General features: G+C 68.0%; 21 protein-coding genes. 3 read left to right on the top strand and 18 right to left on the bottom strand.

Annotation, left to right across the window (positions count from 1 at the left end):
* Positions 1 to 9: 9 nt before the first annotated feature.
* Positions 10 to 537, bottom strand: a complete 528-nt coding sequence (locus NTM_RS13875; RefSeq protein ID WP_104863964.1) for a gamma carbonic anhydrase family protein — start codon at positions 535 to 537, stop codon at positions 10 to 12.
* Between the two features lie 63 nt (positions 538 to 600).
* On the opposite strand from NTM_RS13875, the gene NTM_RS13870 reads away from it, so the two are divergent.
* Both NTM_RS13870 and NTM_RS13865 read left to right on the top strand, forming a co-directional pair.
* Positions 601 to 1,539: an SDR family NAD(P)-dependent oxidoreductase gene (locus NTM_RS13870; protein ID WP_163766629.1), complete on the top strand. Its 939-nt coding sequence runs from the start codon at positions 601 to 603 to the stop codon at positions 1,537 to 1,539.
* Between the two features lie 125 nt (positions 1,540 to 1,664).
* Complete coding sequence (locus tag NTM_RS13865) at positions 1,665 to 2,405, top strand: fasciclin domain-containing protein (protein WP_104863966.1); 741 nt, start codon at positions 1,665 to 1,667, stop codon at positions 2,403 to 2,405.
* Between the two features lie 75 nt (positions 2,406 to 2,480).
* On the opposite strand, the gene NTM_RS13860 is transcribed toward NTM_RS13865, so the two are convergent.
* Genes NTM_RS13860 through NTM_RS13850 form a run of 3 tightly spaced genes read right to left on the bottom strand, consistent with a single transcriptional unit; the run spans position 2,481 to position 5,606 of the window.
* Complete coding sequence (locus NTM_RS13860; RefSeq protein WP_104863967.1) at positions 2,481 to 3,623, bottom strand: acyl-CoA dehydrogenase family protein; 1,143 nt, start codon at positions 3,621 to 3,623, stop codon at positions 2,481 to 2,483.
* Positions 3,624 to 3,651: 28 nt separating this feature from the next.
* The gene (locus NTM_RS13855) at positions 3,652 to 4,452 is read right to left on the bottom strand and encodes a crotonase/enoyl-CoA hydratase family protein (protein ID WP_163766628.1); all 801 of its coding nucleotides are present in this window, start codon (positions 4,450 to 4,452) and stop codon (positions 3,652 to 3,654) included.
* Positions 4,449 to 5,606 (bottom strand): thiolase family protein, encoded by a 1,158-nt coding sequence (locus NTM_RS13850; RefSeq protein ID WP_104863969.1) that lies wholly within the window; start codon positions 5,604 to 5,606, stop codon positions 4,449 to 4,451. The genes NTM_RS13855 and NTM_RS13850 overlap by 4 nt, the downstream gene beginning before the upstream one ends.
* A gap of 230 nt (positions 5,607 to 5,836) precedes the next feature.
* Here NTM_RS13850 and NTM_RS13845 point away from each other — a divergent pair, with 230 nt between their 5' ends.
* Positions 5,837 to 6,628 carry a FadR/GntR family transcriptional regulator gene (locus NTM_RS13845; protein ID WP_163766627.1) on the top strand — a complete coding sequence of 264 codons (792 nt, stop codon included), beginning with the start codon at positions 5,837 to 5,839 and terminating at the stop codon, positions 6,626 to 6,628.
* Here NTM_RS13845 and NTM_RS13840 read toward each other — a convergent pair.
* The 14 genes from NTM_RS13840 to NTM_RS13775 form a co-directional block, all read right to left on the bottom strand.
* Positions 6,625 to 8,355 carry a DUF3556 domain-containing protein gene (locus tag NTM_RS13840; protein ID WP_163766626.1) on the bottom strand — a complete coding sequence of 577 codons (1,731 nt, stop codon included), beginning with the start codon at positions 8,353 to 8,355 and terminating at the stop codon, positions 6,625 to 6,627. The genes NTM_RS13845 and NTM_RS13840 overlap by 4 nt on opposite strands.
* Positions 8,356 to 8,457: 102 nt before the next feature.
* The gene (locus NTM_RS13835; RefSeq protein WP_104863972.1) at positions 8,458 to 8,979 is read right to left on the bottom strand and encodes a DoxX family protein; all 522 of its coding nucleotides are present in this window, start codon (positions 8,977 to 8,979) and stop codon (positions 8,458 to 8,460) included.
* Positions 8,980 to 9,021: 42 nt separating this feature from the next.
* Positions 9,022 to 10,467 carry a carotenoid oxygenase family protein gene (locus NTM_RS13830; RefSeq protein WP_163766625.1) on the bottom strand — a complete coding sequence of 482 codons (1,446 nt, stop codon included), beginning with the start codon at positions 10,465 to 10,467 and terminating at the stop codon, positions 9,022 to 9,024.
* Positions 10,468 to 10,521: 54 nt separating this feature from the next.
* Positions 10,522 to 11,703, bottom strand: coding sequence for a WS/DGAT domain-containing protein (locus NTM_RS13825; protein ID WP_232079706.1), 1,182 nt, complete (start codon positions 11,701 to 11,703; stop codon positions 10,522 to 10,524).
* Positions 11,704 to 11,774: 71 nt separating this feature from the next.
* Positions 11,775 to 12,437, bottom strand: a complete 663-nt coding sequence (locus tag NTM_RS13820) for an Rv1363c family protein (protein WP_163766624.1) — start codon at positions 12,435 to 12,437, stop codon at positions 11,775 to 11,777.
* A complete protein-coding gene (locus tag NTM_RS13815) occupies positions 12,434 to 13,036 on the bottom strand; it encodes an Rv1363c family protein (protein WP_163766623.1) in 603 nt (200 codons plus the stop codon). The genes NTM_RS13820 and NTM_RS13815 overlap by 4 nt, the downstream gene beginning before the upstream one ends.
* Positions 13,000 to 14,457, bottom strand: coding sequence for an MCE family protein (locus NTM_RS13810; RefSeq protein WP_163766622.1), 1,458 nt, complete (start codon positions 14,455 to 14,457; stop codon positions 13,000 to 13,002). Before NTM_RS13810 ends, NTM_RS13815 begins: the two co-directional genes overlap by 37 nt.
* Position 14,458: 1 nt before the next feature.
* Positions 14,459 to 15,613: an MCE family protein gene (locus tag NTM_RS13805; protein ID WP_104863977.1), complete on the bottom strand. Its 1,155-nt coding sequence runs from the start codon at positions 15,611 to 15,613 to the stop codon at positions 14,459 to 14,461.
* Positions 15,610 to 16,944 carry an MCE family protein gene (locus NTM_RS13800; RefSeq protein ID WP_163766621.1) on the bottom strand — a complete coding sequence of 445 codons (1,335 nt, stop codon included), beginning with the start codon at positions 16,942 to 16,944 and terminating at the stop codon, positions 15,610 to 15,612. The genes NTM_RS13805 and NTM_RS13800 overlap by 4 nt, the downstream gene beginning before the upstream one ends.
* Positions 16,941 to 18,302 (bottom strand): MCE family protein, encoded by a 1,362-nt coding sequence (locus NTM_RS13795; RefSeq protein ID WP_104864221.1) that lies wholly within the window; start codon positions 18,300 to 18,302, stop codon positions 16,941 to 16,943. Before NTM_RS13795 ends, NTM_RS13800 begins: the two co-directional genes overlap by 4 nt.
* Entirely contained in the window at positions 18,299 to 19,330 is a 1,032-nt protein-coding gene (locus NTM_RS13790; protein WP_163766620.1) for a virulence factor Mce family protein, read from the bottom strand. Before NTM_RS13790 ends, NTM_RS13795 begins: the two co-directional genes overlap by 4 nt.
* Positions 19,331 to 19,372: 42 nt before the next feature.
* A complete protein-coding gene (locus NTM_RS13785; RefSeq protein ID WP_163766619.1) occupies positions 19,373 to 20,839 on the bottom strand; it encodes an MCE family protein in 1,467 nt (488 codons plus the stop codon).
* 3 nt (positions 20,840 to 20,842) lie between these two features.
* Complete coding sequence (locus tag NTM_RS13780; protein ID WP_163766618.1) at positions 20,843 to 21,697, bottom strand: ABC transporter permease; 855 nt, start codon at positions 21,695 to 21,697, stop codon at positions 20,843 to 20,845.
* Positions 21,694 to 22,461 (bottom strand): MlaE family ABC transporter permease, encoded by a 768-nt coding sequence (locus NTM_RS13775; protein WP_104863982.1) that lies wholly within the window; start codon positions 22,459 to 22,461, stop codon positions 21,694 to 21,696. Before NTM_RS13775 ends, NTM_RS13780 begins: the two co-directional genes overlap by 4 nt.
* Positions 22,462 to 22,595 lie beyond the last annotated feature (134 nt).

The following is a 22,595-nucleotide window of genomic DNA, read 5'->3' as shown; positions in this document are numbered from 1 at the left end:
GAACCCGGGTCAGGAGTTGGCTGCGTCACGATGCACCTTGACGAGCTCCTGATAGAGCGTCGCGTTGGTGCGGATGCCGGCGATCTCGTCGTCGCCGAGCTGCCTGCGGACCTTGCCGGGCACGCCGGCGACCATCGAGCCGGGCGGTATCACCGCGCCCTGGGGCACCACCGCCCCGGCGGCGATCAGCGAGCCCGCCCCGATCACCGCTCCGTTGAGCACCACGGCGCCCATCCCGATCAGCGAGTCGTCCTCGACGGTGCATCCGTGCAGCACCGCGTTGTGCCCGACCGACACGCCGGCGCCGATCCGGGCCGGAAAGCCCGGGTCGACGTGGATGGTGACGTTGTCCTGGATGTTGGTGCCGGCGCCGATGTCGATCGGCTCGACCTCGGCGCGCAGGATCGCGCCGTACCACGCGCTCGCGCCCGCGCCGAGGATCACCTGACCGATCACGGTCGCGTTGGGGGCGACCCAGCTGTCGGGGTGCAGGTCGGGGGTGTGTCCCGCCAGGGACAGGATCAGGGGCTCGGCCATAGGCGCCATCGTAGGACGGGGGCGGTTTCCCCACGGCGGCGCGCGACGTGCAATCCTTCGGACGTGACAACGACGTCTGACCCCACCGCGCTCGACATCGTCGACGGAGTCGACCTCAGCGGCAAGACCTGCGTCATCACCGGTGCCTCGTCAGGTCTCGGCCGCGAATCGGCTCGAGCACTCGCCCGCACGGGCGCGCACGTGATCCTGGCGGCCCGCAACGCCGAGGCGCTCGCGGACACCGAGGCGTGGGTGCGCGCCGAAGTCGGCGACGCCCGGCTCTCGCAGGTGCACCTCGATCTGACGTCGCTGTCGAGCGTCGCGTCGGCGGCCGAGCAGATCAGTGAGCTGACCCCGGCGGTGCACGTGCTGATGAACAACGCGGGTGTCATGTTCACGCCGTTCGGCAGAACCGTCGAAGGCTTCGAGATCCAGTTCGGCACAAACCATCTGGGGCATTTCGAGCTGACCCGTCTGCTGTTCCCGGCGTTGGTCGCCGCCGACGGCGCCCGGGTGGTGAACCTGTCGTCGGAGGGGCACCGCATCAGTGACATCGACTTCGAGGACCCCAACTGGGAGAGCCGCGAGTACGACAAGTTCGCCGCCTACGGTGCGTCGAAGACCGCCAACGTGCTGCACGCGGTCGAACTCGACCGGCGCCTGCGCGACAGCAGCGTGCGCGCGTTCGCGGTGCACCCCGGGATCGTCGCGACGTCCCTGGCCCGGCACATGACCAACGACGACTTCGCCGCGCTGAACGCCTCGACCGCGAGCCGGAACCCGGAGCGGCCGGCCACCGACTTCCGCAAGCAGTTCACGACTCCCGAGTACGGCGCGGCCACCCAGGTGTGGGCCGCGGTCAGCGACGAGCTCGACGGGCGGGGCGCGCTGTACCTGTCCGACTGCAAGGTCGCCCAGGCGGCGCCGTACGCCGTAAACGAGTCCCGCGCGCTGGCGCTGTGGGGACTTTCGGAACATCTCTGCACCATCCGCGCCCAGTAGCGAAGTCGCTGTTCAGCGCGGTGTTTGCGGCCGCAAGCGGGCCCGCGGCCGCGTCGGTGGACTTGGCCGTGACCATTTCGGGCACATACCATTCCAGGCGACTTGACAGATGTAAGGAGCTCACCGTGAAGACCCGCCGAAGCAAGGCCGTCGGCGTCGCACTCAGCGCCGCCGCCATCGCACTGTCCGTGCCGCTCGCCGTCAACGCCTACGCCGAGCCGACCACGACGGTCGCCGAGGTCCCGGATCCACAGGGGCCGGAATGCGGCGCGTTCAAGGAAGCACTGCCCACCTGGAAGGGGCTGGCCAACCTGCCGATCAGCGGCGCGCTGGCGCAGATCCCGACCATCTCGACCTTCAATTCGGCGGTCTCCGGCCAGTTCAACCCGGCCGTCAACATCGCGAGCGTTCTCGACAACGGGCCGTACGTGATCTTCGCGCCGACCGATGAGGCGTTCGCGGAGCTGCCCGCCGATCAGCTCGAAATGCTGCGCACCGATCCGGCCGCGCTGACGTCGCTGCTGTACTACCACGCGTTCCTCGGCCTGCTCGGCCCCGACGACGTCAAGGGCCAGCGCCCGACGCAGGAGGGCACCGAGATCGAGGTGACCGGTTCCGGCGGCGACATCCAGGTCAACGAGACCGCCGAGGTCGTCTGCGGCGGCATCCAGGCGCAGAACGCACGGATCTACATCGTCGACAAGGTGCTCAACCCGGCGCAGGCGCCGGCCCCGATCACGCCGACGAGCACCAGCAGCACGGAGACCACCGAGCCGGCTCCCGGACCGGCCGAGGCGACCGAGACGACCGAGGCGCCGGCGCAGACGACGCCGCTGTCCCCGGCCGCCGAGGCACCGGTCGGCTGACCTCCCGCTCGCGAGCAGACACAAAATCGCCCCCTTTCGAGTGAAAGGGGGCGATTTTGTGTCTGGTCGGCGTGGTTACACGCCGAGCTCGCGGCCGATGATCTCCTTCATGATCTCGGTGGTGCCACCGAAGATCGTCTGGATGCGACCGTCCACATAGGCCCGCGCGACGCGGTATTCGAGCATGTAGCCGTAGCCGCCGTGCAGCTGCACGCACTGGTCGACGACCTTCTTGGCGGTCTCGGTCGCCCACCACTTGGCCTTGGCGGCCTCGACCGCGGTCAGCTCACCGTCGACCACACCCTGCAGGCAGCGGTCGATGTAGTTCTCGGTGACCTCGAGCTCGGTCTCCATCTCGGCGAGCAGGAAGCGGTTGTGCTGGAAGCTGCCGATGGGCTGGCCGAACGCCTTGCGGTCCTTGCAGTACTGCAGCGTCTCGTCGAACACCGCACGCGCACCGGCGATCGCCGAGATCGCGATCGACAGCCGCTCCGAGGGCAGGTTGGTCATCAGGTGGTAGAACCCGCGACCCTCCTTGCCGAGCAGGTTCGCATTGGGCACGCGGACATTCTCGAAGTGCAGCTCCGAGGTGTCCTGGCTGTGCAGGCCCATCTTGTCGAGCTTGCGACCGCGGGTGAAGCCCTCCATGCCGCGCTCGACCACGAACAGCGTGAAGCCCTTGTGGCCGGCTTCGGGGTCGGTGCGGGCGACCACGACGCACAGGTCGCAGTTGATGCCCGACGAGATGAACGTCTTGGAGCCGTTGATGATCCAGTCGTCACCGTCGCGGACCGCCGAGGTGCGGATGCCCGCCAGGTCGCTGCCCGCGCCGGGCTCGGTCATCGCGATCGCGATGATCAGCTCGCCGCTGGTGATGCCCGGCATCCAGCGCTTCTTCTGCTCGTCGTTGGCCAGGTCCTTGAAGTACGGGCCGACGACGTCGTTGTGCAGGCTCAGGGCCGGGCCGTGCACGCCGGACTTGGCGATCTCCTCGTCGATGATCGCGTTGAACCGGAAGTCCTCGGTTCCGCCGCCGCCGAACTCCTCGGGCATGTTGAAGCCGATGAGCCCGTACTTGCCCGCCGCCGTGTAGGCCGACCGGTCGACGATGCGCTCGGTTTCCCACTTCTCGGAGTTCGGCACGAGCTCACGCTCGATGTACTCCTTGACGGTCTCGCGGAACGCCTCGTGCTCGGCGTCATAGATGGTGCGCTTCATGCTTGATTCCTCACTTGGCTTACCGTGCCTACTTGGCTTTCCAGACCGGCTCGCGCTTCTGCGCGAAGGCCAGTGGCCCTTCCATGGCGTCCTCGGTCTTCAGCAGCGTCGAGAACTCGCTGAAGGTCTGCTTCCAGAACGGTTCGTCGGCGGCGACCATGCCGTCGATCGCGCCGTAGGACACCCGCTTGCTGGAACGAACGGCCAACGGCGCGTTGACCGCAATACGCTCGGCGAGCTCCAGTGCCGCGTCCAGGACGGTGCCGTCCGGCACCACCTTGTTGATCAGGCCCCACTTGAGCGCATCCGCCGAGGACAGCGGTTCACCGGTGTAGATGAGCTCGAGAGCGACCTTCTGCGGCAGCTGCTGCACAATGCGGAACACGCCACCGGCACCGGCGATCAGACCGCGCTTGACCTCCGGCAGGCCGAACTTCGCACGCTCCTCGGCCACCACCAGATCGCTGGCCAGCGCCAGCTCGGTGCCGCCGCCCAGGGCGGTGCCGTTGACCGCGGCGATGGTCGGCTTGTCGATGAAGTGCCGCACGTAACCGGCGAAGCCCCATTCCGAATGCTCCGGGTGGAACAGATTCTCGCCGCGTGAGATCGCCTTGAGATCCGCACCGGCACAGAAGGATTTGTCGCCGGCGCCGGTCAGGATGACCGCGCGGATCTCCGGATCGTCCTGCGCGGCCTGCAACGCGTCACCCACGCCGATGGACACCGCCTGGTTGACGGCGTTGCGGGCCTCGGGCCGGTTGATCGTGATGATGAGGACGTTGCCGCGACGCTCGGTGAGAGCGCCGGGCTGCACTGCGGTTTCGGTCACAGGAGCTCCAGGATGGTCGCGTTGGCCTGGCCGCCACCCTCGCACATGGTCTGCAGGCCATACTGAATGTTGTTGTCGCGCATGTGATACAGCAGCGTGGTCAGGATGCGTGCGCCCGAACCACCGAGCGGGTGGCCGAGTGCGATCGCACCGCCGTTGGGGTTCAGCTTGGCCTCGTCGGCGCCGATGTCCTTGAGCCAGGCCATCGGAACCGGCGCGAACGCCTCGTTGACCTCGAACACGCCGATCTGGTCGACGGACAGGCCGGACTTGGCCAGCGCCTTCTGGGTGGCCGGGATCGGCGCGGTGAGCATGATGACCGGGTCGGCGCCCGCGAGCACCGCGGTGTGCACCTTGGCCAGCGGCTTGAGGCCGAGATCCTTGGCCTTCTCCGCCGACATGATCAGCAGCGCGGCCGAGCCGTCGGAGATCTGGCTGGAGTTACCGGCGTGGATCACGCCGTCCTCCCGGAACGCGGGCTTGATCTTGGCCATCGACTCCACGGATCCGCCGCGGCGGATGCCGCCGTCTTCGAGCACAACGGTGTCGTTGCCGTCGGCGTCCTTGGTCTTGATGCCGACGATCTGATCCTTGAACGCGCCGGAATCCTGTGCGGCAGCGGCCTTCTCATGCGAGCGCAGCGAGAACTCGTCGAGCTGGGTACGGCTGAAGCCCCACTGCTCGGCGATCATCTCGGCGCCGATGCCCTGGTTCGGAGTCTTGTCATAGCGCGCCTTGAACGACTCTCCGTACGGGTTGCCGCCGTTGGCCAGCGACGAGCCCATCGGGGTCCGCGACATCGACTCGACGCCACCGGCGACGACGACGTCGTAGTGTCCGGCCACCACACCGGCGACGGCGAAGTGCAGCGACTGCTGGCTGGAACCGCACTGGCGGTCCACGGTCACACCGGGGACGGTCTCGGGCCAGCCGGCCGACAGCACGGCGGTGCGGGCGATGTCGAGGGCCTGCTCGCCGGCCTGCATCACACAGCCCCAGATCACATCGTCGACGAGTGCGGGGTCGACCCCGGCGCGCTCCACCAGGCCGTTGAGCACCTGAGCCGACAGCTCTGCCGGGTGGATGCCCGACAGTGCGCCGTTGCGCTTACCGACTGGTGACCGGACAGCCTCGACGATGACGGCTTCAGCCATGGTGATACTCCTTCTTCTCACGGGGTCTTGCCACGAAAGTAAACGAACAAGGTTTACTAGGTCAACCTACTGGTTGGTGGGTGTACTCACGCACCGTCACACCACCGGTGAGCGGCCTCCGGCGGCGCGCTCGGCCGCGGCGAGAACTCGTCGCCTGGCAAATCGGGCACTTGCCGACTCACATGGTTTACTGAGTTGCACAGCTTAGGTCGACCGTCGAAGGAGGTGCCATGGCTCGCGAGACGCCCCTTGCGCCGATGATCGGCCCCGACGCCATCGCATCCCGCACGGCCGTGCGCTCGCCGAAGACCGCCGAGCTCGTCGCCGGGACGCTGCGCCGGATGGTGGTCGAGGGTCAGCTCAAAGACGGCGACTTCCTGCCGAACGAGGCCGAGCTGATGGCCCACTTCGGGGTCAGCCGACCGACGTTGCGCGAAGCGGTCCGGGTGCTCGAATCGGAGCGGCTGGTCGAGGTGCGCCGCGGATCGCGTACGGGTGCGCGGGTGCGCGTCCCGGGTCCCGAGGTGGTCGCCCGCCCGGCCGGGCTGCTGCTGGAACTCTCCGGCGCCACGATCGCCGACCTGTTGACCGCGAAGTCCGCGATCGAACCGATGGCGGCCCGGTTGCTGGCCGAAACCGGTTCGGCCGCAGCCTTCGACGAGCTCGAGACGATGCTCGAGCAGCTCGTCACCGACGACTTCCAGTCGCCGCGGCTGGCCGAGACCACCGGCGCGTTCCACCTGCGGGTGGTGCAGCTGTCGGGCAATGCGACGCTGAGCATCATCGCGGGCATGCTGCACGAGATCACGGTCAGGCACACGGCTTTCGTGTTCAACGAACGCAGGCCGGTGTCCAAGGCGGACTACGAGACGCTGCTGCGGTCCTACCGCAGGCTCATGCAGTACCTGCGGGCCGGAGACGCCGACGGCGCCGAGACCCACTGGCGCAAGCACCTCGACAAGACACGCGAACTGCTGCTCACCGGCCTGGAGAGCGTGCCCGTCCGGGATGTGATGGGCTAGCCGCCCTTCCGCCAGGTGGCGTGCACCGGCACGGTGTCGTCCCAGGGCTGCCGGGTCACCATGTCGGCGACCATCACGTAGCCGCGCTCGAACTCGCCGGTCGCGGCATCGACCAGGCGATACTCCTGGCGCTGCTTGTGGATCGGCTGCGCGTCGAGAATCAGCACCCGCACCTCGCCGGGTTCGAATCGGCACCGCTTCTGCAGTGCGGCGATCAACTGTTCGTTGTGCATGTGGCCGTCGCCGAAGTTCCAGCCGATCGCCGTGGAGCAGATCCGTTCGCCGTCGGTGAGCACGTAGTCGTCCTCGTTGCCGTCGGCCATCAAGCGGTGCGCGAGGGTGAACATCGCGCGGCCGTGGGTGTTGAAAGACCGGAAGGCGTACCCCATGTACTGGTACATCTCCGCGGTTTCCTTGCTGCCGTAGTACTTCTCCATCTGCGCGGCGGGCATGCTGGCGATCGCGACGATGCCGTCGGTGATCTTCTCCGACGCCGACGGTTTGACACACCACAACGTGGTGTCCCAGTTGCCGGCGTAGTAGCGCATACCAGGCAGAAACGAGACCTTGCGCGGGAACAGGTTTCCGAGCACCACGGTGCCCGCGACCGCGAGGAACAACACGATCGGCCACGGGCTCTGCAGGTCGCCCAGGCCGATGCCCGCATTGCCGACGAACAGCGCGACGACGCTGAACATCATGAAGACGTTCCACTCCAGCGGCACACCCATCGGGATCGCCGACAGGATGCCGAAGTGGAAGATCAGCATCACGACGGCCGCGATCGCGGTGGCCCAGCCGCCGTGCGAGAAGAACAGCACCAGCGGCACCAGACCTTCGACGGCCGTGCTGAAGTGGGCCAGGAACCGCGACGCGCGCCCGGGCCGCAGGTCGTCGGGGAAGCGTTCGAAGAACTTCCGCTTGATCGACCGGGGCCGGATGACGGGGTTGTTGCTCATCATCGTGGAGATGACGAACGGGAAGTGCTTGTTGAGCTTCGAGGTCGCCGCCCCGAGCCAGATCACCAGGCACACAAGCTTGGCGGCGATGATGATGTCGGCGCCGGTGAACAGGAAGCACACCGCCAGCGAGCCGTAGACCTCGCCACGGGCGGCCAGGAAGATGACCTTGTCGCGCAGCCCGGCGACCACGAGCAGGCCGATGATCGTCGCGGTCTGCCAGACCGGCAGCACCCCGACCTCGGAGCCGATCTCGGGGATCGGGCCGGTGCCATCCGAAAACAGCGCGATCACGAGCACCACGAGCAGCGCCGCGTAGAGCACGATGTCGACCGGGGTGCGGGTGTCCCCCGCGGTCAGCGGCACCCGGTTCGGCCATGGGGGCAGTCGGATCGTCTTGGGCCGCAACCAGTACAGCACCGATCCCATCGGCGGGAAGAACCGGTTGTTGAGCGGGCCGAACCCGCAGCCGAGGCCGACGACCTCGAAGAGCATCGTGTAGAAGACCACCTTCTGGTACACGATCGGCTCGTGGTACCAGGCGGCCACGTCGGTGAACCCGTCGATCCCGGCGGTGCTCAGCACGATCAGCCACGCGAAGAGCACGTAGAGCAGGATCTTCAGCACGTAGAACAGGTGCAGGACCACCGGGGTGCCGAAACCCACCTCGGCCCAGTGCCTGGCCATCGGGACGATGCGCTCGGCCCTGGTCCCCTTGCTCCATTCCGCGTAGTCGACGACGGGTGCGTCCTGCTTGAGAAACCCCATGCGTTCAGACTAGAACGTGTTCCAATTCTCCTTCGCCGAACAGACACAAAATCGCGTGATTGCGCCGCGATTCGTGCGAGTTCGCGTCCGCTCGCGGGTCGACTAGGCCCCGGTCTTGGCGGGCGGGCGGTAGAAGATCGCCAACTGGCCGATGCCGCCGGCCAGCCCGAGCACCGCGGCGATCAGCAGACCCCACCAGCCGTGCAGGTAGTCGTACAACGCCGAGCCACTGAACAGCAGGTGGTCGAGGCTGAGTTGGCCCGCACCCGTCGCCGCGATGGCGACGGCCGAGGCGGCGAGCACCAGGTTGTACTCCCAGCCCTCCTTGACGATGAAGAAGCCGTTCGGCTTGTGCACCGTCCACGCCGCGACCAGCATCAGCGCCACGAAGCCCGCCGCCGGGATCGGGGTCAGCAGCCCGACCGCCAGGCCGATGCCTGCCGCCATCTCGGTGGTGGCCGCCACCCGGGCGTGGAACATGCCGGGCTTCATGCCCATGCTGTCGAACCAGCCGGCGGTGCCCTTGAGTCCGCCCTTGCCGAAGAACTTGTTGTAGCCGTGCGCGGCCATGGTGAGCCCGAGGACCACACGCAGGATCAGGAGTCCGACATCGTAGGCAGTCATGTAACAAAACTTAGAACATCTGTCACGCTACTGCCCACCCCTTCACCCCGCGGGAACCCAGTTTCCGTGGAAGCCGGCGGGCACGCGGTGGGGCAGTTTGACCCGTGCCACGTCCTCCAGAGTGGCGGCATCGAGGATCGCCAACTCGCTGCGGTCGATAGCGCGGTCGTACACGTAACCCATCAAGACCCCGTCGTCCTCGGCGGCGTCGGCTGACGACGGTGCGAACACGAACTCCCCCACGACCTTTCCGGCACCGAACGCCCGGCTCGCCGATCCCTGGCCCAGGAAATCGTGCTTGAGCAGCACATCGCTGGCCTCGGCGCCGCCGGTGACCTGAGGCGCATACCCGTACCGGTGCCGTTTCCCGACGAGCCGCTCGTCGACCCGGGGGAACTCCTGGCCCCGGTCGTCGATGCGGGTCTCGCGCACCTTGCTGTCGGCCAGGTCGATCGTCCAGCGGTCCAGGGTCGGCGGGCCCTCGTTCGGCCCGTGGAACTCGGTGGCGAACATCTTCGGATGCCGGACCACGTCGAGCACGACGGTGTCGTCGATCGGCGAGTCGTAGGCGTTCATCGGGTGGAAGACGTAGCACGGTTCGACGTCGAACCAGCGGACGTCGGCGTTGCCGCCCTCGCGCGGCATCACCCCGACCCGGGCCGGGTACCGCGGGTTCCACGAGTACGGGAAGCTGTGGTCGGACACACTGGTGTCGGACTTGCGGGCGGCGATCGGGTCGGGAATCCGGATGCGGCCGAGCAACGCGGACAACACAAGTCGCGCGGGCAGCCGCAGTCCGCGCGGAACGCTCGTCTCGACCGCACGACGCACGTCGAAGGTCACCGGCAGGTCGTAGATCACCACATAGCGCTCGGTCAGCGAGAAGTCGTGCATCATCGGAGCACCCGTGACCTCGATGTCGACCGTGCGCCGTGCCCGCCCGTCGACCCCGATCACCGAGTACTGCACGGTGTTTCGGCCCATCACCTGATACGAGATCGCGTGCAGCTCGCCCGTCTCGGGATCGCGTTTGGGATGGGCGGTGTACCCGCCGGTGAGCGTGCCGTCGAAATCGCAGGCGCCGACGGTGTCGAGCTCGTCGGTCAGCTCGTAGTTCGTCACCCCGGCTTCGATGAGCGCCAATGTTTTTCCGGCATGGCCGATCACGTTTGTGTTCGCGCCGACGGACGCGACGCCCCGATGCCCGCGCGGCGGGGGCTCACCGAGTAATCGGGCGGCCTGCGGTCCGCGCACCCAGCGGTTGCGGTACCACTCGGCCCGTCCGTCGCGCAGCCGGATGCCGTGCACCATGCCGTCACCGACGAACCAGTGATAGAGCTCGGGGTCGATCTCGCCGATCGGATTCGGCCCGTTGCGCAGATAGCGCCCGTCGAGGTGGTCCGGGATCGTCCCGCTGACCTCCAGCTCGGTCAGCGTGTACTCCGCCGGCAGCGGGGCGTTGGCACCTTCCAGGTACGGATTGGCCACTGCTCTATACGACACGGCTCTGTATAACACCGTCGCGGCCGTCGCCGGACCGGGTCAGCGCAGTTGCCGCTCCAGGCGCTCGACGTAGGCGTCGATGTCGGCGATCGCCGAGTCCGCCGCGTGCACGCTGACCGCGACGGTGTCGCCGATGCCGTGCACGCCGTGGGTGACCCCCATCATCGGGGACAGCGCCGGGAAGCCTGCGGTCGCCAGCACGCCTGCGCCCCCGAACCGGAGGTCCTTCGCGCCGCGGTTCACGCTGGACACCACCGTGTTGCCGGTGACCTCGTGCGAGCGCACCTGAGGATCGAATTGCGCCACACCCCAGCGCAGAAGCGGTGCGGGCACCGCGGCCGCGGCCACCTCCTCCGCGCGCATCGCGGGGTGCGCGGCTCTGCGGCGGCGCTGACGCAGATCCGCGGCGATCCGCTCGGCGCGGCGGACGGGCTCGTCGTCCGGATAGAGACCGATGGCCACGTTGCCGAAATGGTTGTTCGCCTGCCGTGGACCGGTTTTCGCCATCGGCACCTCGGCGCCCAGCTGTGTCGGATCGTCTCCGAGGGCTCGCAGATGCCCGGCCAGCGCCGCCGAGATCGCGGTCAGCGCCCCGACGGTGACGGTCGGACGGCTCAGCCGCTCCCTGGTACAGATCACCGTCCGCAGGTGACGATCCCCGCCGGGCCCGGCGTTGCTCTGCAGCACGGGCCGGGAATCCGCCTGTGCGGGCACCAGTCCCGCCGCGGTGTCACGGACGAGCCGGTGATGGGCGCGGGCCGCGCGTACCGCGTGCCAGGGCAACGCCCACGACCTGATCCGCCGCCGTTGCGGGACCGGCAGGTCGCCGTCTCGGCCGAGCAGGTAGGCCGCCAGCGCCGAGGCCCGGATGCCGTCGCCGAAGGAGTGGCACATCTGCACGACCACCACGGCCCCGTCCCCGGTGGCACCGGGGATTGCGGCGACCCCGGGAAACACGTGCAACCGCCAGGTCATCTCCCGGGCGTCGAGTTGCTCGTCGACCATCGCCGCGACGGCGGCCAGGCAACCGTCCCAGTTCGCGTCGGGGATGTCGTGTACGACGGTCTGCTCGGCGCCGACGTCGCGGCGCGCCCACTCCGGATAGCTCCAGAAGCCGGTGTCGACGATCCGCAGGCCGAGCTCGGGGCATGCCCTGGCCCGGTCCATGACCTCGGCCAACGCCGCGTCCAGGTCATCCGCGCGACCGTCGAACGCGTACACCAGGAACTGGTCGTCCGGGATCGCGGCGGACAGCCAGAACGTCTGGGCGTCGACCGGGGCGAGCCGGCGGATTACACCGGGTCGAACTTGGAGATCAGCCAGCGGTCGCCGTCCTTTTCCAGCGTGACCCGCACGCTCGAGGCGGTATCGGTCGGTGCTCCGGCCCCGACCGTCACCGTCTGGTTCACGAACAGCAGCACCACGGCTTCCTCCGGCGACACCGAGACCGAGGCCGCGGCGGGCACCGAGGCGACCGCCGCGATCTGCTTCTCCTTGGCACCGGGGATCACCACGTCGTTGGTCAGTGACGTGTACGAGTCGCGGAACTCGCCGGTCAGCAGCTCGCGGGCGGCGTTGAGCTGTTCCTCGACGGTGGCCGGGGCGTAGGACAGCAGCGCGATCGTGCCGTCGCGTGCGGCCTGCACCGCGGATTCCGCGGGCGACGGGCTGCCCTCGACCGGGACCGTGACGACCCCGGCCCGGTTGGAGTCGTCGAGATACTTCAGATATCCCGCGCCGGCGGCCAGCACCAGTGCCAGCGCGGGCAGCACGACGAACGCGATTACTCGCGACCACTCGATGCCACGCTTGGACTTGAGCGCCGGGGCTTCGGTGTCCTCGGCGGCTTCGGTCTCCTCGGGGGCTTGGGTCTCCTCGACCGCGGCCGACACCTCAAGCTCGACGGCCTTGGTCTCCTGCGCCGGGGTCTCGTCGTTCTTCACGTCATCGGTCACGGGACGAACTCCACTTTCGACACCTTGGCTTCACCGTCGATCTCCTGCACCGTCAGCCGCATACGCCAGGCCCTGGGTGCCTGCTCGGGGGCACCGGCGTTGGTCGTGCGCACCGTGACCGCGACCAGAACCCGCCCCTCGTCGTCGTTCGCGGACTCCAGGCCGGCCTCGGCGATGGTGCCCTCGGATTTGGACTGCGCCTGCTTGACCACCTCGACGAACGGCTCGGCGCGTTGCTGGAAGTCGTCGTAGAACGTGCCGGTCGCCGAATCCAGAATGCGCTGCACATCGGCCTCGGCGCTCTCGAAGCTGATCGTCGTCAGGTTCAGCGCGCCCTGGCGGCCCACCTGCAGGAACAGGTTGCGCTGCTGTTCGGCGCGGCTCGACTCGTAGGTCCGGTAGCCGAGCCATCCGGTCAGAGCGGTCAGCGCGAGCACCCCGACGAGGCCCGCGACCAGCGCGAGCTTGACGTGCGGCCACCGCGGGGCAGCCGGCTCGGCAGTCTCGTCGGCCTCGGCGACCTCGGGGGTCTCGTCGTCGTCGGCGGTCTCGGTGACCTCGGTCAGTTCCCCTTCGGGGGCAGCAACATCGTCTGCCATGTCTGCTCCTCTTTGGCACTTCCGGCCAGGTTGGACTGGGTGTACACCCGCCCGTCCGGACCGACGTACGTGCCGTCTGCGGGATCATATTCGGCGGCCGCGATAGGCGGCTGGGCCGGTCCCGGCGGTGGAGCCGCCTCTGGTTGTTGCCCTGGTCGCAACTGCGGGACGGCTTGCCCGGACAGCGTAGCGTTCGGGTCGCCCTTCCAGTTGTAGCCCTCGTTCAGCGGGACGTAGACCTCGTTGCTCTCGCACATCGCCGCACTCGGCGCGCGTTTGCCGGGCACCGTCGCGCACGGGATGTTGCGCGCGCCACGGACGTTGAACGCGCTGTCCTGAGGCACCCGGCAGTACAGGTCACCCTTGGGCCGGTCGGGTGCGTCTTCGAACGTGGGCGCGCGCTGCTGCTGGGCGGGCAGGAAGCCCGTGGTGCACGGCGGCGGCACGTTCAGGTTCAGGTTGAAGACGAGATAGTCGCCCATGTAGTCCTGCTTGGTGCCGCTCTTGGCGACGCCGACCGCCTGGGTCACCGCGGTGCCCTGCGGCAGCAGCACGAGCAGCTGCTCCAGGTTGGGCTGGTAGGCGACGGCGACCTCACCGACGCTGACCAGGTTGGCCAGCACGATCGGCAGTGTCGGCGCCAGATCGTCGAACAGCGCCCTGGTCTCCTCGGCCGCGCCGGGGCCGTTGCGCAGGATGCCCGACACCGCGCTGTCCTGGTTCTCCAGCTGGGTGGTGATGTCGGCGAGGTTCGACGCCCACGCCTGGATCGACCCCGAGGTCTCGGTCTGCGAATCGAGCACCGGGCGGGACTGGTCGATCACCGTGGTCAGCGAGTCGAGGTTCTCCCTGGCGTCGATCGCCAGCTGAGTGGACCCGTTGACCAGGCGGCGCAGTTCCGGACCGAGACCCCCGACGGCCTCGTAGGCCTCGTCGACGACGGTCCTGAGGTTGTCCTGCGGAATCGCCTGCAGGCCTTCGTTGGTCAGCTCCAGCACGGTGTTGACGTCGGCGGGCACCCGCGCCCGGTCCCGCGGGATCACGTCACCGTTGCGCAACTCGGGCCCGGCGCCGCTCTGCGGTACCAGTTCGACGAACTGCTCCCCCACCGCGGACTGGCTGCGCACCGACGCGATCAGATCGGCCGGGATCGCCACGTCGGAGTTCAGTGACAGCTCGGCGGCCACGCCACGCTCGGTCAGACCCACCCGTTCGACGATCCCGACCTGGGACCCGCGGTAGGTCACGTTGCTGCGCTCGTAGAGCCCACCGGTCTCGGGCAGCTCCAGGGTCACCTTGTACTGGCCGATCCCGACCATCTCCGGTACCCGCATGTAGCCGAAAACCATGATGGCGACGGCGGATACGGCCAGCACCGTGAAGATCGCGAGCTGGATCAGCATCTGTCTGGTCAACCTCATGTCAGCGCCCCTGATCCCAGCGGTACGGCGCCACCAACGGGTTTCCGCCCGGCGGCGGGACGTTGTGGTTGCACGGGCTCGGCGTCTGCCCGATGGTGCGGCCCCACTGCAGCTCCAGCCATGTCAGGTTGCACTCGAACCGGGTTCCGGTGAAGAAACCCTGATCGATGCGGCTCAGCGTCAGGTCGACGACCAATGTCAGGTTGGCGTAGTCGCCGCGCATCCAGTTGGTCAGCGTCTCCTTCGGGAACGGGAACGTCGGAAGGAAACTCAGCGCGCGGGTCAGCGCGGGTCCGGCGTCGGCCAGCGACTGCAGCACCGGTCCGAGGTCCTTGAGCTCCTGGACCAGCGCGTCACGGGTCTGGTTCACCGAATCGGCGGCCAGGGCACTGAACCGGCCCAGCTGCACCAGCGCCTCCGACAGGGTGTCGCGCTGATCGCGCAGCACCGCCAGCGCATCCGGGATCGTCTTGAGCGCCTTGTCCACCACGGGTTTCTGCTCGGCGATCTGCCCGACCAGATTGTTGAGGCTCTCCGAGGTGGCGATGATGTCGTCGGTCTGATCCTCGAGGTGGCCGACGGCGATGTCGAGCTGTTCGATCAGGCTGCGCAGGTCGTTCTCACGGCCGGCGAACGCGGTCGACAGCGCATCGGTGATGTCCTGGATGTTGCCGAGCCCGCCGCCGTTGAGCAGCAGCGCCACCGCGGCCAGCGCCTGCTCGGTACTCGGATACGCACCCGAGGACGCCAGCGGGATCACGTCGCCCTCGGCGAGGCGGCCCCGTGGCGCCTCGCCGGCGGGTGCGGCCAACTCGATGTGCTGCGAACCCAGCAGGCTGGTCTGACCGACCTTCGCGGTCGCGTTGGCGGGCAGGTTCACGTCACCGTCGAGCGTGATCGTCACCAGCGCGTTCCAGCCCTGGCGTTCGATCCTGCTGACGGTGCCCACGTTGACGTCACCGACGCGCACTCGCGAGTTCTGCTCGACGTTGTCGACGTCGGGCATCTGCGCCTGAATGGTGAACGAGCCGGGGCCGTGGCCCTGGGTGCCCGGCAGTGGCACGGAATTCAGCCCGCGCCAACCACATCCGGACGCTGCGACGGCGACCACCAGCGACAGGGCCAGAGCCCCCGCGCCTGCTCTTGGGACGGTCATGACCCGCCTCCCGGCACCATGATGCCCGCGAGACCGTGGCTCGGATCGGTCGTGACCGGCATCTCCGCGGCGCCTGCCGGGGCGTCGAGCATCAACGGTCCCTGACCGGGCGGAAGCGTCGCCGGATCCGCCACCGGGGCGGGCGCGGGGGCGGCCTCGGCCGGCGGGATGTAATCGGGGCGCAGCCAATCCTCGCTGTAGGTCAGCTCATTGGGCCGAGTGGTGGCGCCGACGAGCTGGTTCAGCCCCAGGGGCGGGAAGTTGTACTGCCTGTTCTTGATGATCGGCGCCAGGTACTGCACGCACAGCTTCGCCGACTCCTCTGCGCCCAGCCGGGACGCGGCTTGCACCGCGCCGCAAAGGAATTGGATCGGGTTGGCGAAGTTGTTGATCTGCGGCACGCTGCTGATCGCGCCCTGGGCGGGCTGCCAGATGTTCACGTAGTTCTGGAACGTGGTGGGGGCGACATGCAGGAACTGCTTGATGTCTTCCAGGCTCTCGTTGAGCGCCGTGGTTACGCCGGCCAGCTTCTCCGAGGTGGTGCCGAGCGCTTCGCGGTTCTCCGAGACGAAGCCCTGCACCTGCACGACAGCGTCGTTGAGGTCGCGGATCGCGTTGGCGACCTCGTCGGGCCCGTCGGTGAGCAGCCCGGTCACCGAGGCGAGGTTCTGGTTCAGGCGGCGCATCAGATCGGTGCTGTCCTGAAGCGCCGACACCAGGATCGCCAGGTTCTTGATCGTCGAGAACACGTCGGTGCTGTGGTCGCCGAGCGCCGAGAACGCCTGCGACAGTTTGACGACGGTCTCGCGGATGCTGGCGCCCTGACCGCGCAGGTTCTCGGCGGTGGTGTTGATCACCGAGCCCAGCGGGCTGACGTCACCGGGTTCGGTCGGCTGCAGTGTCTCGCTGAGCCGCTCCAGCTGTGCGCGCACCTGATCCCATTCGACCGGAACGACGGTGCGCTGCAACGGGATCACCGTGTTGTCAGCCATCACCGGCCCGCCGGTGTAGACCGGCGTGAGCTGGATCGCGCGGGCCGTGACCAGCGCGGGCGACAGGATCGCGGCGGCCGCGTCGGCGGGCACGTCGTAGCGGGCGTCGTACCAGAACGAGATCTTGACCTGTTCGGGTTCGGGTTCGATCGAGGTGATCCGGCCGACCGGCACCCCGAGGATGCGGACGTCGTCGCCGACGTAGATGCCGTTGCTGTTCTCGAAGTACGCGACGACGTTGACCCGATTGACCTTGTCAGTCGTTCTCACCACCATCGCGACGCCGGCCACGAGCAGCGCGACCAGCACGAGGCCGACCCAGGTACGGGGATTCCTCATCGCGGGCCCTCCCCGGGGACGGGCACCAGTGGCGGCGCTTCGCCGGGCGCGGGCACCAACAGTCCGGTGTCCGGGGTGGGCACCGACGCCAGCCCCGGCGGCGCGACAGCGGGCGGGCCGGGTGGCGGTCCGCCGGGCGGCGGTGCCGGCAGCGGCTCGCGGTACGGGTAGCAGCCCGTCGGGCCGGGCAGCGGGATGCCGGGCGGGCCACAACCCGCGTCGCCGGGGTTACCGGTGATCGCATCCGGGATGGTCATCCGCGGCTCGCCGCCCTGACCGGTGCGCGGGAACGGCACCGGCATCGCCGGGGTACCTGCCTGGCCGACCTGCGGATCGCTGCGCTCCGACGGCAGAAGGACATTCGGGTCCAGACCGAGATCGGAGAACGCGACGTCGATGAACGGTTGCAGGAACTGACCGGGCAGCAGGTTGGCCACATAGGTCTTGAAGAACGGCCCCGCCGACACCGATTCACCCAGCGACATCGAGTAGTCGTTGAGCAGGCTCAGCGACTTCTGCAACCGCTCCTTGCGGTTGTCGAGGATGGTCAGCACCCCGTTGAGCTTGTCCAGCGCGGGTTTCATGGTGGTGCGGTTCTCGCCGATGAAACCCTGCAGTTGTTGGCTCAGCGCGGAGATGTTGCCGGAGATCTGGTCCACCGCCGCGCTCTGGTTCTGCAGTTCGGCCAGCAGCGCATTGGTGTTCGAGACGAGGCTGACCACCTGATCGCTGCGTTCGGCGAGCACGGTGGTGGCCTTGTTCGCGTTGGCCAGCAGGCCACGAAGCTGTGCGTCACGCTGATTGAGGGTGTCGGAGAACCGCGCGACACCCTCGACCGCGATCTTGAGCTGCGGCGGGGTGTCGGCGAACGTCGCCGAGAGCACTCGCAGCGACTCCGAAAGCTGGTCGGTGTCAAGGCCGCTGATGGTCGCCGACAGCTCACCGAGCGCATCGGGGAGCTGGTACGGCGACGTGGTGCGCGCGAGCGGGATGGTGCCGTCCTGACGGCCCTCGCCGCGCGCGACGACCTCGAGGATCTTGGTGCCGAGCAGGCCCTTGGTCTTGATCGCCGCCTCGGTGCGGTCGCCGAGGCGGATGTCCTTGTCGACGGTGAACGTGACCAGTACCTGCGGGCCGTCCAACTCGATCGACTTGACCTGGCCCACCTTGAATCCCGAAACCTGAACCGCCGCATCGGTGGTCAGTCCGCCGGCCTCGGCGAAGTGCGCGGTGTACTCGCGGCCCGGATCGAACAGCGGGATCTTGTCGTAGTTCACCGCGCCCAGCACGATGGCGGCGGTGATCCCGACGCCGACAGCACCGATGACGAACTGGTTGCGTTCACTGAAGGGCCTCATCGCGGCGCGCACCTCCCGCTGGACTGGCCGGCGACCTTCACGTAGACCGGCTGGCCCCCCTTGCCGTTGAGCTTGAGCACGATGTCGCACAGATAGAAGCTGAAGAAGTCACCGTAGATACCCTGGCGCGCCAGCACCTGGTAGGCGTCCGGCAGCGTGTTGATCAGGTTGTCGAAGTACTCGTGGTCGGCGACGACGATGCCTGCGGCACGGTCGGTTTCGTCGATCGTCTTCTTCAGCGGCGGGCGGGCCTCGGTGAGGAAGTCGGCGATGCTGCCTGCGGCGGCGTTCGTGTAGGCCAGCCCGTCGCTGATCTCCTGCCTGCGTTCGGACAACCCCTCGACCAGCTGCGACAGCGAGTCGACGGCTTTGCCGAACTGGTCACTCTGGTCGCCGAGTGAGCCCAGTACCGTGTTGAGGTTGACGATCACCTCTCCGATCAGCTGGTCACGGTCGGCCAGGGTGCTGGTCAGCGCCGCGGTCTGGGCCAGGAACGAGTTGATGGTGCCGCCCTGGCCCTGCAGTGCGGTGATCAGCTGCCCTGACAGCGCATTGATCTGATCCGGGTCCAGCGCGCGGAACAGCGGCCGGAACCCGCCGATCAGCGCGTCGAGGTCGAGCGCGGGTGACGTCCTGGCCTGCGGGATCGTGTCACCGGGCTGCAGCCGCTGGGTACCGCCGGCCCCCTCTTCGAGCGCGAGGTAGCGCCCACCGATCAGGTCGTCGTAACGGATCACCGCGCGGCTGCCCTCGGTGAGGACCACCGAGGCGTCGGCGGTGAACTCGACCAGAGCCGTGGTGTCGGGCTGGATCTCGACGTTCTCGACCTTGCCGACCTCGACCCCGGCGATGCGGACGAAGTCGTTGGTCTCCAGCCCGGTCACGTTGACGAACTCGGCGCGGTACTGCTGGGTCTTCTCACCGAAGCGCATCTGGCCGAACACCGCGAACAGGCCGAACACCCCGAGCAGGCAGACAGCCAGGAACACCCCGAGACGCGTCGCGTCTCGCCGGATACTGACTGACATCGGTTACCTCTCTGCGCTTCTCGGGTCTGGCCGGGGCGGGAACTAGCGGGGCGGGCCGGGCTGGGCGGGGACGGGGGGTACCACGTTCGGGTACGGCACGGCCGTCGGCTGCATCTGCGACGGGTGCGGGACCACGAACGGTTCCGAACCCGGGCGCGGACCGGGATCACGCGGTGCGCCGGGCGGCGGCGCGGGCGGCAGACCCGGCCACAGCGGCGTGCCGTCGGGCGCGTACAGCTGGGCTCCGTAGGCCGGTGCGCCCGGGTACGGCACCGGTCCGATCGCCGGTCCGCCGAACAGGTTGCGCACGCTCGGCGGCTCCGGCACCGCGCGCGTCACCGGCAGGTAGTTGGCGTAGGTCGGGAACGCGATGCCCGGATTCGGCCGCCAGTCCAGACCACTTCCGAACCCGGTGTTGGTCACCAGGTTCCGCACCGGCCAGTTCTTCGCGACCTCGGGCAGCGAACCACACCCGGGCTTGCCGCCGGGACCGCCCTTGGCGCCGATGATCGGCAGGTGCTGCGGATAGTGGTACGGGTCATCGCCGAACGACAGACCGGTGTCGAGGACCAGGGTGCGGCCGTTGCCTCCGGGTGCCTCGTAGCCGCCCTCGTCGAGCAGGTGCTTGGCGCCCAGGAGCAGGCACGTGTAGGACGGGTTGTACTTGTAGAGCAGGTTCGTCGTCGGCGCCAGCGTGTTGATCGCCTTGATCAGGGTGGCCTGGTTGGGGGCCAACAGGTTGATTCCGCTGTTGGACAGCCCGATCGTCGCCAGCAGCAGCGCGTCGAGCTCCTTGGCCTGGTTGACGACGGTGGCGCTGGTGGTGCTCGCCGCGTCGAGGGTGGTCAGGATGTCCTGCGCCGCGGCACTGTAGGTCTCGTTGAAGTCGGTCAGCGCCCGCAGGTCGTCGCGGATGGTCTCGTTGCGCGGATTCAGCGCGAGCAGAACCTCGTTGGCGTCGGTGGTGGCGCGGCCGATGCGCTCGCCCTGACCGCGGACACCGTCGGCCAGCGCCGACAGTGTGCTGTTCAGCTTCGCGGCGTCGACCTGGTCGAGCACCGCGACCAGGTTCTGGAAGACGGTGTTCACCTCGGTGGTGACGTTGCGTGAGCGCAGCACCTGCCCGGCTTCGAGGGGCCGGTTGCTGGGATCCTCCGGGAAGACCAGGTCGACGAACTTGGCGCCGAAGATCGTGGTGGCCCTGATCTGCGCTTCGACGTTGGCGGGGATGTACTGCACCTGGTCGGGGTCGATCTCCAGTTGCAGCGCGACGGTCGGGTCCTGCTGACCGGTCACCGCGATGTCGGAGACCCGGCCCACCTGCACCCCGCGCAGCTTGACCTTCGCGTTGGTCTCCATCACCAGCCCGGCACGGTCGGACGTCAACGTCACCGGCACAGTCGATTTCAGCGAGCCGGTGAACAGCGCGTACGTCACGAAGATCGCGATCGCGAACAACACGACCAAGATCAGGGTCCACCAACCGGGTTTGAGGCCCTCGTCGTCCACCGCTCAGCCCGCCAGGTTGAAGTTGCCGGACTGTCCGTACACCGCCAGCGAGATCATCACCAGCACGAATGCGGACAGGATCAACGAGGTGCGCACTGCGCGGCCCACGGCCTCCCCGACCCCGGCCGGGCCGCCACGCGCGCTGAAGCCGTAGTAGGTGTGCACCAGCATGATCACCACGGCCAGCATGATGCACTGCGCGAACGACCACACCAGGTCGGTCGGGTTCAGGAACGTCCGGAAATAGTGGTCGTACACACCGGTCGACTGTCCGTAGATCACGGTCGTACCGAAGCGCGCCGCCCAGAACGACGCGAGCACACCGACGCAATACAGCGGAATCACCACGAGAAGACCGGCGACCACCCGGGTCGAGGCGAGGTAGGCGATGCTGCGGATGCCCATCACCTCGAGGGCGTCGATCTCCTCGTTGATCCGCATCGCCCCGAGCTGGGCGGTGGCGCCGGCGCCGATGGTCGCGGCCAGCGCGACAGCCGTTGTGGCAGGGGCGATCAGGCGGACGTTGAAGAACGCCGACGCGAAGCCGGTCAGCGCCTCGACACCGATCTCGGCGAAATCGGTGTAACCCTGCACCGCGACCAGCGCGCCGGTGGTGACCGTCAGGAACCCGACGATCGCGACGGTGCCGCCGATCACGATCAGCGCGCCGGCGCCGAGACCCATCTGGGCGATCTGGCGGATCAGCTCGATGCGGTACCGGGTGACGGCGATGACGATGGAGCGCAGCGTGCGGCCGTAGAACTTGGTCTGCACGCCGATCTGATTCCAGGGGTCCGCGACGGCCCGGAACTTGCCCTTGAGCCAGGGGAATTGAGAGTGCGGGCGAGAGACCGTCACATCGTCACCTTCACCGCGACGGCCGTGGCGACGATGTTGATCGCGAACAGCGCCATGAAGGTGAACACCACGGTCTCGTTCACCGCGTTGCCGACGCCGGCGGGCCCGCCGCCGACGGAAATGCCCTTGTAGCAGGCGATCATGCCCGCCGACAGCCCGAATAGCGCGGCCTTGACCAACGCGATGATCACGTCGGTGGCACCGATGATCAGCGTCAGCCCGGCCGCGAACGCACCCGGGGAGACGTTCTGGATGTACACGCAGAAGAAGTAGGCGCCCGCCAGGCCCACCAGGATCACCGTCGCCGACAACGCCAGCGACACCAGTGTCGCGGCGAGGACTCGCGGAACAACCAGGGCCTGAATGGGATTGACGCCCATCACCCGCAGCGCGTCGAGTTCCTCGCGGATGGTGCGCGCACCCAGGTCGGCGCACATCGCCGTGGCGCCCGCGCCGGCGACAACCAGCACCGTGACGATCGGGCCGATCTGGCGCACGGTGCCCAACGCCGCACCGGTACCGGAGAAGTCGGCTGCGCCGAACTCGGTGAGCAGGATGTTGAACGTGAACGTCAGCAGCACCGTGTACGGGATCGTCAGCATCAGCGTCGGCACGATCGACACGCGAGCGACGAACCAGGACTGACTGATGAACTCGCGCCACGCGAACGGTGGTTTGCCCATCGCGACGAAGGTGTCCAGCGCCATCGAGAAGAAGCCGCCGAACGCGCGCACGGGTTTGGCGATCACGCCGGAAGCGACCATTGAGGGGTCCCTCCTACGTTGCACCTCACCGTCATGGGTCCTCCCACAACCGGCCTGGACCCAGTCTGGGTTCCGCTGAGGTTACACACGCGAGGACGCGGAGAACCGTATATCAACGAATTCGGACCCAGCAA

This window comes from Mycolicibacterium parafortuitum (assembly GCF_010725485.1).
Lineage (GTDB): Bacteria > Actinomycetota > Actinomycetes > Mycobacteriales > Mycobacteriaceae > Mycobacterium.
The sequence above is the reverse complement of the archived record's forward strand: the minus strand, read 5'-3'. Positions and strand labels throughout refer to the sequence as shown.

Coding starts and splice junctions, on each gene's coding strand:
- NTM_RS13800 (WP_163766621.1), bottom strand. CDS start 16,944: ATGAGGAATCCCCGTACCTGGGTCGGCCTCGTGCTGGTCGCGCTGCTC.
- NTM_RS13815 (WP_163766623.1), bottom strand. CDS start 13,036: ATGGCAGACGATGTTGCTGCCCCCGAAGGGGAACTGACCGAGGTCACC.
- NTM_RS13860 (WP_104863967.1), bottom strand. CDS start 3,623: ATGAAGCGCACCATCTATGACGCCGAGCACGAGGCGTTCCGCGAGACC.
- NTM_RS13875 (WP_104863964.1), bottom strand. CDS start 537: ATGGCCGAGCCCCTGATCCTGTCCCTGGCGGGACACACCCCCGACCTG.
- NTM_RS13810 (WP_163766622.1), bottom strand. CDS start 14,457: ATGAGGTTGACCAGACAGATGCTGATCCAGCTCGCGATCTTCACGGTG.
- NTM_RS13850 (WP_104863969.1), bottom strand. CDS start 5,606: ATGGCTGAAGCCGTCATCGTCGAGGCTGTCCGGTCACCAGTCGGTAAG.
- NTM_RS13835 (WP_104863972.1), bottom strand. CDS start 8,979: ATGACTGCCTACGATGTCGGACTCCTGATCCTGCGTGTGGTCCTCGGG.
- NTM_RS13805 (WP_104863977.1), bottom strand. CDS start 15,613: ATGACCGTCCCAAGAGCAGGCGCGGGGGCTCTGGCCCTGTCGCTGGTG.
- NTM_RS13775 (WP_104863982.1), bottom strand. CDS start 22,461: ATGGTCGCTTCCGGCGTGATCGCCAAACCCGTGCGCGCGTTCGGCGGC.
- NTM_RS13845 (WP_163766627.1), top strand. CDS start 5,837: ATGGCTCGCGAGACGCCCCTTGCGCCGATGATCGGCCCCGACGCCATC.
- NTM_RS13795 (WP_104864221.1), bottom strand. CDS start 18,302: ATGAGGCCCTTCAGTGAACGCAACCAGTTCGTCATCGGTGCTGTCGGC.
- NTM_RS13790 (WP_163766620.1), bottom strand. CDS start 19,330: ATGTCAGTCAGTATCCGGCGAGACGCGACGCGTCTCGGGGTGTTCCTG.
- NTM_RS13840 (WP_163766626.1), bottom strand. CDS start 8,355: ATGGGGTTTCTCAAGCAGGACGCACCCGTCGTCGACTACGCGGAATGG.